Genomic DNA, 10,561 nt, shown 5'->3' on the forward strand with positions numbered 1-10,561 from the left:
TTTACAAATAAAGTTATTTATGACTCCCACAGGATAGCAACATATCATATCTTAACTAGTGTTTCTGATGTGGTCAAAGAAGACCAGGAATGATTTTAATCTGTTTTTTGAAAATGTTATAAAAAAGGTTGGAATTAAGAGGTAAGGACTTCCTCTCATTTTTTTAGATTGGTGACAGGTTTGTGGGTGAATCCAATCCGGATCTATTTTTCTACCAATTTTTCCAAGTATATACTTGTCCGGAATTTTAACACTTTTGTAATATATGCTAGTTATGGGGTTATTGGAGCCGATTCCCCAAATGGGGTTCAACGTTCGTAGCATTTTCCGATTGATTAATGCGAGTTATTGAAAAATATTAATATTGAGTATATAAAGGGTTTCCTCTTAATCTTTAGGGTTATTTTTACCTTATGTTTCTGTTTTTTTCAAGTTATTATATTACTTGTTATTATGTTAATTCTCATCATAATGTTAATATATTTTCATTCTGTATGAGGAATATTTTTTGATAAGTTTGGTGTTCTACTTAGTTGGGTGTTCTACTTAGAACCTATCCGAAAAGTCCCGCTGCTCTGAATGTTATCCATGCGCATGCGAAATGAAGCATCGCAAAGTAATTCTCAATTTTCTTTTCCCATCTAATAAGCATTCTTCTGAATCTGTTTATCCAAGAATGTGTCCTTTCCACAACCCATCTTCTTGCCCTAAAACCTGGTATCTCTATTCTTATGTTTTCCTCTCCACGGCTTTTGATATGGGCAGTATAACCATATTCTTTAACTAATTCTCTGATATCAGGAAAATCATATCCTTTATCCATACATATATTCTGAATAACATCATCTTGAGACGGTCTTTCAAAAATAATGGCATCTAAAGTCTCTTTTACAAGCTTTTTATCGTGACGATTTGCTCCATCAACAGTAACCGATAGTGGTATACCTTTACCATCTGTTAACAGACTCCTTTTTGTACCTTTTTTGCCACGATCAGTTGGATTAGCTCCGGTCCCAGCTCCACCTAGTGGAGCTTTTGTCATAGCACCGTCAATTGCTTGCCACTCCCACTCTAATCCGTTTTGATTATCATACTCCACTAGACCAGCTTTCCACATATTCTCAAATAACCCTGATCTTTGCCATTCCTGAAACCGATCATGGACAGTGCTTGGAGCTCCATAAAAGCGTGGCAACGCCTTCCATTGGCAACCAGTACGAAGAAGATAAAAAATACCACTCAGTATTCTCTTATCATCTTTTCGAGGTCGTCCAGGCTTCTTTTTGGGTTTAGGGAAAGGTAATAATGGTTTGATTTTAGTCCAGAATTCATCAGAAATCTCGTAGTCATGTCCGTTTTTTCGTGTTACCACTAATCAACATTACCCTAAAATATAGTTATTCTACTTTTCGGATAGGCTCTTAGTTTGGTGTTCTACTTAGTTGGGTGTTCTACTTAGTTGGGTGTTCTACTTAGTTTGGTGTTCTACTTAGTTGGGTGTTCTACTTAGATGTCCAGTTTCAATTTTAAATATACATTCTCCTTCTTTATGTCGGAGGTGGTTCTATCTCATGATAGCAAAAAAGTAAATGGAGAGCTTTTTTTCTTATCTGCTGGCTCTCGATATGTCCCGCTGAACGTCAGAAACGTTGTCGTCTTAAAACGTTGTTTTCGAGTCTCGGCTTTCAGTCAATTTTGTTATATTTGGATGCAGGTGCCCCACAAATTGGACAGTTCCCTTCAGGTTCACCTTCCATAGTATGTCCACAGACCCCGCAGACGTAATAATCAACCTCTTTATTGTTCCCAATTTCTTCCAGGGCTTTTTCATATAGTCTGGCATGGATCTTTTCTACTTTATTTGCGACCTCAAAGCTCCAGAGAGCCCTGTTGTCCCCTTCTGTCTTTGCCTCCTCTATAAATGTGGGGTACATTGTCTCAAACTCATATGTTTCCCCGTTTACGGCCTCTTTCAGGTTGTCCATTGTAGTTCCAATCCCGCCCATACGCTGGAGGTGATTGAAAGCATGGACTGTTTCTGCAGCAGCAGCGGCTCTAAATAGTTTGGCTACCTGGTGATATCCTTCTTCATCTGCTTTTTTCGCAAAGGCCAGGTATGTTCTGTTTGCCATCGATTCGCCGGTAAACGCAGCCTTAAGATTATCCTTTGAACTCATGTTTATTTCCCCTTGATTTGAAATCTTTTTTCACTCTATTTACTGGTCATATATATTATTCTTAACGCCCATAAGAACAATGAGCTTCTCTTGCTCAAGCGGACTAAAGGAGTGAATTACAAGCATTTCTTCCCCATACAACGTCATTCATTGTATTGTGTCTTTTTCACAACTGAAAGATTTCCTCGGAGATTCCGGAACGGATTAACAAATTAATCAGACAATGCCTGTTTTTCTAAAAAAGGTTTTAATATGTTTTTAATCAGGAATTTACGCCCAGGGCAGGATTCGAACCTGCGCTCTCCCAAAGAAGAAACGGTTTTCGAGACCGTCGCCCTACCGCTAGACTACCTGGGCATTTTGATTTAAGAACGTTTCAGATAGGTTTTAGTTCGACTTATAGTTTCATGTCAGCTTAAATGCCGGATGAATCTTAAGTAATGAGGAAGTTTCCGGGCAGTGCCCGGCGTTTTTGGTGCAGAGTTAAGTGAATACACTTTCTATCTTATATATTTTATTCTCAGCGGGATCCGGGATGTTAAAAATCAAAAAGTGACCTCTGACCTGCAGGTTTTTCTGGACTTTCTTCATTCGGTTCTTTTGTTCCTGCTCCGGCTGCCTTTTCTTCATCAGCATCTACTGTTTCCGCTGTTCCTGCCGATTTTATTCTCTCAAGGTCAGAAAAAGAGGTCTGAGTTCTGGGCTTTTCTTTCTCCCTTTTTGTTATTTTTGAGGCTCTTTTCTTTTCCTCGGCAGCTTTTCCTGCAGGTTCAGCCTTTTCTGCTTTCAGGTTGCCGGGCAGTTCGAGCCAGCCGTATTGGCCGCCTCCGCCGGGGTGGATTATAACATCGCCTTTTCTGAAGGCAAGAATTGCGTTTACTACCCTGTCGTCCACTATTTTCAGAGCTTCAGGTTCTGCATAGATAAGGGCTTCAACCTCGTTTCCGAAATGCTCCACAAGGATTTCCCAGGCAGTCTTTACGCCTTTTGTCTGGACGCTTGCATGGCCGAGTGCCATCTGTATGATCTCTGCAAGAGGCATCAGGTGGAGGTAAGGAGGTCGGTAGTCAGGATGCCTGGGGTCTTCAAAATCTGCAAGTTCATTGACCCGGTCAGCCACTCCTTTTTTAATAATGCCTCTGCATATAGGGCAGCGCCATCTGCTGGCTTCGGCTTCCAGCAGTGGGTACTGGGTAAAGCATTTGATGCATGCAGATCGGTTGTACTTTCCTTCTTCAGGAAAAAAACCGACGTTCAGAGTAGCCCCGTATCCCTGCTCCCTGAGAATGGCTTTTTTGATGCCCTCAAAAGTGATGTCCGGAACATTGAACTGAGTAAATTCCCTTGCCAGTTTGTTGGTATAAGGGGAATGGGCATCAGAATTTGTAAGAAAGGTTAGTCGGTGCAGTTCTTCAATCCTGTCCGCATAATTACTGTCTGCGCTCAGACCAAGCTCAATAAAAGAAACATAATTTGTCATATCTCCATAGCAGCTTTCCAGGCTGTCGTGGTAGGCGTAGAGAGCAGTCCAGGGAGTAAAAGCGTGGCAAGGGCCTATAAGAGCTCCCAGGTCTTTTGCAATCTCTGCAATTTCACAGCCATCCAGCTTAACTGTGGGGCGCCCATCTGCTTCAAGGTTTCCGAAGGGTGCAATTCTTTCTGCCAACTCTTCGGCCTTTGAAATAGAAGGTAATATCAGGAGGTGGTGCACCCGGTCGATATCCTCAATTTCGGTAGTGGGGATAAAAAATATATTTCCTATCCGAATTTCTTCGTCTGAAATGGCTGCGTTTTTAATGTCTTCCAACCACTTCGGATGAGTACAGTCCCCGGTACCGATAAGTTCCATCCCTTTTTTCGAGGCTTCCCTCGCAATTGTGGGCAGTTCCATTTTTCTGGAACAAGCCATCGAGTACTTCGAGTGGAGATGGAGGTCTGCATTGACTTTCATAATCCTTCAGCAGGAAACCCCTGAGTCTTTAGCTCAGGGGAGGAATGCGTCAACTTCCCCATCCTGCTCTATTGAATTCGTTTTTTATCTATGTAATGAGGGCGAATAAATCACCCTCCTTCTACCTGTAACTTTCAGATCCGTGTATTTATCCTATATAACGCAGGTCTTCTTCCGTGGGTTTAACTTCGGAGAAGTTCTGCTGTTCTTCTTTTTCTTTCAACTTTTCGAGGATATTCTCCATTTCCTCGGCTTTTTTCTTAAGAGAGTCCGTGTTTACCTCGATCCCGAACATATTGCACAGCACCTTCAAAAGAGACTGGGCACTTTTTGGATCCATCAGGTATCCGGGCGTCATTCCCATAAGGCAGGCGGCATCTATGCCCCTCATCCCGCTGAAAGCCACAAGCAGGCCGGAAGCTCCTACGATTCCTCCGCTTGGCTCTGATTCCCTGAACTCAATCCCGTATTTCTTAATCTCTTCGATCAGTTCCGTACTGTTTGCAACCCCCAGGACTGTATCTTCATAGGTGAGTTTGCCTGTGGGGTAGCCTCCGAGGGTGTATATCCTGGGCACTTTAAATTCCTCTGCGATGTCCAGATAAAGAGAGCAGAGTTCGTAATGTCCCTGTGAGGTAGTGCTCTGGTGGTCTCCTACAAGAAAGAGAACATCAGTTTCGTTTGCTTTTCCATAGTATATGGTGTTGCTTACCGGGCGGACCGTACAATCTTTATTGACAAGGACCTGGGGTGGAAAATGCGGGGAATAAACCTCCATAATCTTTTCAGCCTCAAGTTCGTCTACCAGGTGTTCTGCCACCAGCTTGCCCACAAGCCCCACTCCCGGAAGTCCGACTATAAGTACGGGGTTTTTGAGCTCAAGGTTTTCTTTCAGGCGGACAAGTGTACTTTGCTGCATAAAAATCTCTTATCCTTTCTTTGCCAGTCTTCGGTACTTACCGTAAGGGTCCTGAGGAGAAAAGCGAGCCGGGATAGCGGGTAAGGTTTCTCCCCCGCAAACCGGACATTTTTCCCTTAAAGTGTACCTGCCGCAATTTTTGCATTTGCGGATCTTTTGTCCCAAAGGGTATCACGCCTTTGTTGATTCGATATGCCGTTTGAAAATCCCGTGTCCACCAAGTTTGGAAATAGTGTCTACTGCCGTTTGGGCGGATTTTTTAAGGACTGATTCGGCTTTCTTATAGTCAGGAGCTATTACCTTGATTCTGTATCTCGGAGCCCCTGTGTAACTTACTTCGAGCCGGATATCTTTTCCATCAACATCGCTGATTGAATTTGCAGCATGGAGAGACTGTTTTATGACCTCTATGCCTTTTGGAAGATTGCAGGTCAGATCCACATACCCTGCGATATCCACGAAGGGCAGTTTGATATTTTCTCCCGCGATCTTGATTATGCTCTTCAAGTCTTTCTTGTTGACTTTAAGCCCTTTAAAGGCTTTTTCCCCTTCGATGGCTGCTTCTTCGAAAGCGGAGTATGCGCTTCCGAACTCTTCTACAAGTTTCTCGTGCAGAGCCTGAATGCTGCCTTCATCGTCATTGGTTTCTTCGGCCACGAACTGGAGCCACTTGGCGGCTTTCTGCTCGTTCTTCCATTCCTGGATCTTAGCCCGCCGCTGGTGCTCATTTACGTCTTTCAATGAAAGGTCTATGTGGCCGCGGGAAGGGTCCACGTTCAGAACCTTGCAGACAATCTTCTGCCCTTCCCTGACGTAGTCCCTGACGTATTTGACCCAGCCTGCTTTAATTTCGGAGATATGGATGAAACCTTCCCTCCCTCCGAATTCCTCAAGCTCGACGTAGGCTCCGAAATCTGTTACATTCTTCACCGTACAGACAACAAACTCTCCGATTTCAGGCCAGTTATCGTTTCCCATTCGTACCACTTCTCACTTTTTGTTTTCTATTATTTTCTGCCATATTCCTGTTCAGTATTTTTCCTGATACAGTTATTCAAGCACTTCCAGAATGTGAGTGGTAATTGTCGATTTTCCACCGGTTGGTTCGGCAAGGGTCCTACCACAGACTACGCAGGTAATTTTACGGCTTGCGCTTCCGAATATAATCTGTTCGTTTTCGCAGTCGTTGCACTTTACGCGCAGGAACCTGCTTTTTGGTCGCTGGGTGTAGTCTATCATTTTATCTTACTCCTTGAACTCGAACTTCTTTGCCCTGAAACAGGGTCTCTGGTGTGCTTTCTTACATACGGTGCAGCGGTACCTGAGCCAGATGCGCTTTGTTGGTTTGTCGCCACCGGGCACCTTGGAGAACTTTCCGCTGTTTCCTATACCTTGCTGTCTTTTCTTCTGCCTCGCAATGTGGGTCATTGATGAAGCCTGGCCCTTCTTGACCCTCTCTACTACGTGTTCACTGTGGGTCTTACAGAACGGGCAGTAAGTTCTGAACCGCTTTGGAATCTTCATTCTTTACACCTTTTTTGATGATTATTGGTATGTTGTGCATATTCCGGCTTTTGCGGAAAAGCACTGTTTAATATACTTATTGAATATACGTATGGCGTTACGTATGGCGTTTTATTCACGGGAATCTATTATTTGGGAAGCTTTAATTGATGAATTTGGGAAGCTTTAATTCATAAGTTTGAAATCGTCTGACCTCTTTTGCCTTAAATCTCTTTTGCCTCAATATCCTGAGTGGTGGTCTCCTTTCGAAGACGAGGTCAGAGCACGCTAACAAGGTTAAGCTACACAGATATAGCTACACATATAAATACTAATACTATTGCCTGAAGTGCTTTTCCTTCATAAGGCATGAATCTGTTGTTTACAGGATTTCTGAAATGCCTGTCCACAATTGTTTTTCTGGCTAAAATAAACTGCATGTCTCAAAGAGTCAGTTCTTTTCGGAATTCTTTTCTTCAGAGCCTTTCTCTCTGGCAACAATCAGTTTTGCCGCTTTCCGCTTAATCAGTCCGGTTGCATTCAGTTGCGGCAAAACAACCACATCTTCGGCATTGACCTTATAGTTTCGGCTATCCGCACCTGTGAAGGTAGGCAGGTCCTTCAGTATTCGGACAACAACATATTTTTCGTTTATATTGTTTTTGTCCGGTTCTGTCCCTGTTTCCTTCCCGCTCGCAGCCGCGGTTATTTCTCTGCCTGTCTGTGCTTCTGGAGGAATCGCGGCAGGAGCCTGTCTTGTTGACCATACACAGGGCCAGACGGCAGTTTTCCCTGAATTTGGATATAGAATGGGGCCTAAAAGCTCTACCTTTGCAGCTTCTATGCCCTGAAGCACAAGGTCATACAGTAATTTTTCCGCAGGAAGCAGCTTTTCGATATCCTTTGAAATAGGTTTATTTGCGTGAGACTGGATCGTTGCCCTGGTAATGACCTTTCCTATCCTTTTCATAAAAATAGTCTCAAGGTCCGAAAGCGCCCTTTCATGCTCGTCATTGAGCATCTTTGATTCAGGAGAACGGGGATTATTGGTCTTCTCAATCTCTTTCTCAAGCTCTCTGATGTATTTTTCAGCTTCCAGGTAAAAATCAGCCGGAATTGTTTTCAGTGTCTGGTTTTTTTCTTTATACAGTGTTTGGCTGATTTCTTCTATGTCCATACTCCGCAACACCTCTACAAATTAGATATACGGCTGCATACTCCGGAACTTCCTGTATGCCTTCCTCTATTCTTAAATCCTTGCCCTTTAGCTGTATTGAGAAAGGCTTTGAAACGGTTATCTTTGTCGGTTTGTCGCTAAAGATAACGGCATCATTGAGTGGTTCAAATCCTTCCAGCTCGGATAAAGCAAGCTTCTTAACCAGCATCCCGGACCCGCCGTGAAGGGACCCGGGTACACGGATCAGGCGTTTGATATCTGCAGTCACCGGTTCATCAACACTGGCTCCGAACCTGTGTAGGAAGTCCTCAACTGATTCCTGCATAAAATATGCGGCTATCTCCTTAAAATTTCTTACGTCGAAGTCCAGCCTTCCCCTCTCCAGAATGTCATTTAAGCCATTTTCACTGTTTGTAATATTAATCAGCTTTTTTATTGTGGTATCTCCTACCTTCTCATGCCTGCGAAGCTCAGGAAACATATATTTCTTGTATTTTTTTTCACATTCAGCCTTCATGTAGTCCGTAAGATAAATTGCAATCCTTTTTCCCCACCCGGAATCGTATCCAACAAGCGTGCACTTCACAGGCACGTTCTTAATCCCTTTAAATGTCTTTGAGCCTGTCCCGAAATCCCCATCCATTGCAACTTCCTTGAAAAAGTGTTTAAAATCAATGTCTCTCCCGCTCACATAATTCACTATTTCCCTTCTTTCTGAACTCCCTAGATTCATGACTTTTGGGTTTGTAATATGGAAGTGGTATCCTCTTCCTCCGGAAAAAACAAGTTCGATATCCTTCTCTGAAAACCCGAAATCGTCTAAAAGAAAGTCCATGAGCTTGAAAGTCTCCTTCTTCACAAGCTCCAGCATGTCAGCATAGTTCTTTGGAGCGTTTGGAAGGTGGTCTGCATCAAGGTCAAAAATCAGCTCTGCCCCTAGCCAGTTCTTTTCATTCATCTTCTTTGCGTCAGGGTATTCATAGTAAGCTGTAGAATTATAAACATGTGCAGGAGCCATGCCATAAAGGTAGTCAAGGGCTTCCCCCTGCGAGCCGAAAGACTTGTGCCGGTGCATCATCTTTTCAGGCATATCGTCATAAAAGATAAAAGCCCATTCTCTATTAAGCAGGTGATCAGGAAAACCTATCTCTGCGGTCTTATAATAGTTCTGGAAGCGGGATTTCAAAAACTGGGTGGTTCGGATGTCCATGTTTTTCTGGTTGCCTGGATTTTGAATCTTTTAGTTAAAGTTTTGGTCTGGGGTTTCTTTAGATAGATTAACTCATATTTTACTTTTGTTTATATGAATTTTTTTTTAGAACAGTTCATATTATCAATTGATGTCAAGGTCAGCGGCTTCAAAGTTGCTGGAAAACCACCAGTTAAGGATTACAGAAATTGTCATTGGGAAGGACTCGTTATAGGTTAAAAAGGGATGGGATTTACTTAGAAAGAAAAAGAGCTCATGCGCAATATAACCCAATTGATCAAGAAGTGTAAATATGAATTTCCTGTTACTATATATAACATCTCTGTAAATGTTCCTGTTAATAGCGTGATAACTCAGTATATAACATCTCTGTAAATGTTCCTGTTAATAGCGTGATAACTCAGATGAACTATCGAAACAGGTTACGAAATAAGAACTTTTGGGGGAAGGTCTTATGGGAAGCAAAATTAGCCTTAAAAATTACATTAATTTAGTTCTCTGCTATCTGAAAAGGGAAAAAATTGAAAACTCAGGTTCATATGTTGTGGCAAAGTTTGGATACTCAGAAATTCTTGAAACCTTTACTAGCTCTTCTACAGGTATGGAATTTGTATTGATTCCTCCCGGTGAATTTTATATGGGTTCTCTTTCTGAAGAGCAGGACATATCAAATTCCGAATATCCTGTCTATAAAGTAACAATTGAAAACCCTTTTTACATGGGTAAATCTCAGGTCACACAGAAACAATGGAAGCACATAATGTGGGATTCTCCTTCACACTTCAGGGGCGAAGACCGACCTGTTGAGATGGTTTCCTGGTATGAGGTCCAGGAATTTGTTGAAAAACTTAATACAGCAGAAAGCACCGATAAATACCGTTTACCTTCAGAAGCCGAATGGGAATACGCCTGTAGAGCCGGTACACAAACAAGGTATTCTTTTGGTGACGATGAGTCAAAGCTTAATGAATGTGCATGGTACGCTGAAAACTCAGATAGTAAGACTCATTTGATTAGCTGGAAGCAGCCGAATCCCTGGGGGCTTTATGACATGCATGGGAATGTCTGGGAATGGGTCCAGGATAAATGGCAAGAAAACTACAACGGTTCCCCTTCTGATGAATATTCATGGGAAGATGGGGATTGCTTCGATCGGGTTTCTCGTGGGGGCAGCTGGTACTGTGATACCAAATCCTGTTGTTCAGCTAGCCGTTTCGGGCGCGACCCTGAGAGCCGTTTCAGTAACCTGGGCTTTCGCCTTTTGAGGGAACTGTAACTACTACTACGATTCCGAAGTAGGTTCATAAAATTTGATTTTTGAATATATTTAACAATCGCTAATATTTTCCTACTAAATCAGGAATTTATTTTGGAATCGATACACTATTTTCTACTTTACCACTGCCTTGAGATCAAGGAATTCTCCGGTGAAGCCTGATAGATCGAAGCATTCGTTTTCGGTTTTTGTGCCTTTTTTGTCTTCATATTTTTAATGTGTATTACGGGAAAAGCCGCACCGAAGGTGTGGGACAGGACAGGTTGAATACGGCTTTTACGGTTACTGCCTGGACAATAGCCTTTTACGGTTACTGCCCGGACAATAGACTTATACATGAATCCTCTA

12 protein-coding genes and 1 tRNA gene are annotated in these 10,561 nt (G+C 42.7%); 1 reads left to right on the forward strand and 12 read right to left on the reverse strand.

Going from position 1 to position 10,561, the window contains the following annotated elements:
- Positions 1 to 553 precede the first annotated feature (553 nt).
- From MSWHS_RS11985 to priS, 11 genes are all read right to left on the reverse strand, one after another.
- Positions 554 to 1,372: an IS5 family transposase gene (locus MSWHS_RS11985; RefSeq protein ID WP_048127483.1), complete on the reverse strand. Its 819-nt coding sequence runs from the start codon at positions 1,370 to 1,372 to the stop codon at positions 554 to 556.
- Between the two features lie 313 nt (positions 1,373 to 1,685).
- On the reverse strand, positions 1,686 to 2,177 hold the full coding sequence (locus MSWHS_RS11990) for a rubrerythrin family protein (protein ID WP_048129763.1): 492 nt from the start codon (positions 2,175 to 2,177) through the stop codon (positions 1,686 to 1,688).
- A gap of 273 nt (positions 2,178 to 2,450) precedes the next feature.
- Positions 2,451 to 2,534 (reverse strand) — tRNA-Ser (locus tag MSWHS_RS11995).
- Between the two features lie 181 nt (positions 2,535 to 2,715).
- The gene (locus MSWHS_RS12000; protein ID WP_048129762.1) at positions 2,716 to 4,128 is read right to left on the reverse strand and encodes an endonuclease Q family protein; all 1,413 of its coding nucleotides are present in this window, start codon (positions 4,126 to 4,128) and stop codon (positions 2,716 to 2,718) included.
- A gap of 148 nt (positions 4,129 to 4,276) precedes the next feature.
- The gene (locus MSWHS_RS12005; protein WP_048129761.1) at positions 4,277 to 5,047 is read right to left on the reverse strand and encodes a proteasome assembly chaperone family protein; all 771 of its coding nucleotides are present in this window, start codon (positions 5,045 to 5,047) and stop codon (positions 4,277 to 4,279) included.
- Between the two features lie 9 nt (positions 5,048 to 5,056).
- Positions 5,057 to 5,212, reverse strand: coding sequence for an RNA-protein complex protein Nop10 (locus tag MSWHS_RS19435; RefSeq protein WP_082088175.1), 156 nt, complete (start codon positions 5,210 to 5,212; stop codon positions 5,057 to 5,059).
- A gap of 6 nt (positions 5,213 to 5,218) precedes the next feature.
- Positions 5,219 to 6,025: a translation initiation factor IF-2 subunit alpha gene (locus MSWHS_RS12010; RefSeq protein WP_048129760.1), complete on the reverse strand. Its 807-nt coding sequence runs from the start codon at positions 6,023 to 6,025 to the stop codon at positions 5,219 to 5,221.
- Positions 6,026 to 6,097: 72 nt separating this feature from the next.
- Positions 6,098 to 6,286, reverse strand: a complete 189-nt coding sequence (locus MSWHS_RS12015; protein WP_048124561.1) for a 30S ribosomal protein S27e — start codon at positions 6,284 to 6,286, stop codon at positions 6,098 to 6,100.
- Positions 6,287 to 6,292: 6 nt separating this feature from the next.
- On the reverse strand, positions 6,293 to 6,571 hold the full coding sequence (locus tag MSWHS_RS12020) for a 50S ribosomal protein L44e (RefSeq protein ID WP_048129759.1): 279 nt from the start codon (positions 6,569 to 6,571) through the stop codon (positions 6,293 to 6,295).
- Between the two features lie 430 nt (positions 6,572 to 7,001).
- On the reverse strand, positions 7,002 to 7,727 hold the full coding sequence (locus tag MSWHS_RS12025) for a hypothetical protein (RefSeq protein ID WP_048129758.1): 726 nt from the start codon (positions 7,725 to 7,727) through the stop codon (positions 7,002 to 7,004).
- Positions 7,693 to 8,937, reverse strand: a complete 1,245-nt coding sequence (priS, locus tag MSWHS_RS12030) for a DNA primase catalytic subunit PriS (RefSeq protein WP_048129757.1) — start codon at positions 8,935 to 8,937, stop codon at positions 7,693 to 7,695. Before priS ends, MSWHS_RS12025 begins: the two co-directional genes overlap by 35 nt.
- 454 nt (positions 8,938 to 9,391) lie before the next feature.
- Here priS and MSWHS_RS12035 point away from each other — a divergent pair, with 454 nt between their 5' ends.
- The gene (locus MSWHS_RS12035) at positions 9,392 to 10,213 is read left to right on the forward strand and encodes a formylglycine-generating enzyme family protein (protein ID WP_048129756.1); all 822 of its coding nucleotides are present in this window, start codon (positions 9,392 to 9,394) and stop codon (positions 10,211 to 10,213) included.
- Between the two features lie 119 nt (positions 10,214 to 10,332).
- Here MSWHS_RS12035 and MSWHS_RS20485 read toward each other — a convergent pair whose 3' ends face one another.
- On the reverse strand, positions 10,333 to 10,551 hold the full coding sequence (locus tag MSWHS_RS20485) for a hypothetical protein (protein WP_156148206.1): 219 nt from the start codon (positions 10,549 to 10,551) through the stop codon (positions 10,333 to 10,335).
- Positions 10,552 to 10,561 lie beyond the last annotated feature (10 nt).

Origin of the sequence: Methanosarcina sp. WWM596, from assembly GCF_000969965.1 — an archaeon.
In the GTDB taxonomy this organism is placed as follows: Archaea; Halobacteriota; Methanosarcinia; order Methanosarcinales; family Methanosarcinaceae; genus Methanosarcina.

Excerpts from the sequence above, each read along its gene's own strand:
- MSWHS_RS11990 (WP_048129763.1), bottom strand. The coding sequence starts at position 2,177 with ATGAGTTCAAAGGATAATCTTAAGGCTGCGTTTACCGGCGAATCGATG.
- MSWHS_RS12000 (WP_048129762.1), bottom strand. The coding sequence starts at position 4,128 with ATGAAAGTCAATGCAGACCTCCATCTCCACTCGAAGTACTCGATGGCT.
- MSWHS_RS12005 (WP_048129761.1), bottom strand. The coding sequence starts at position 5,047 with ATGCAGCAAAGTACACTTGTCCGCCTGAAAGAAAACCTTGAGCTCAAA.
- MSWHS_RS12010 (WP_048129760.1), bottom strand. The coding sequence starts at position 6,025 with ATGGGAAACGATAACTGGCCTGAAATCGGAGAGTTTGTTGTCTGTACG.
- MSWHS_RS12015 (WP_048124561.1), bottom strand. The coding sequence starts at position 6,286 with ATGATAGACTACACCCAGCGACCAAAAAGCAGGTTCCTGCGCGTAAAG.
- MSWHS_RS12020 (WP_048129759.1), bottom strand. The coding sequence starts at position 6,571 with ATGAAGATTCCAAAGCGGTTCAGAACTTACTGCCCGTTCTGTAAGACC.
- MSWHS_RS12025 (WP_048129758.1), bottom strand. The coding sequence starts at position 7,727 with ATGGACATAGAAGAAATCAGCCAAACACTGTATAAAGAAAAAAACCAG.
- priS (WP_048129757.1), bottom strand. The coding sequence starts at position 8,937 with ATGGACATCCGAACCACCCAGTTTTTGAAATCCCGCTTCCAGAACTAT.
- MSWHS_RS12035 (WP_048129756.1), top strand. The coding sequence starts at position 9,392 with ATGGGAAGCAAAATTAGCCTTAAAAATTACATTAATTTAGTTCTCTGC.
- MSWHS_RS20485 (WP_156148206.1), bottom strand. The coding sequence starts at position 10,551 with ATGTATAAGTCTATTGTCCGGGCAGTAACCGTAAAAGGCTATTGTCCA.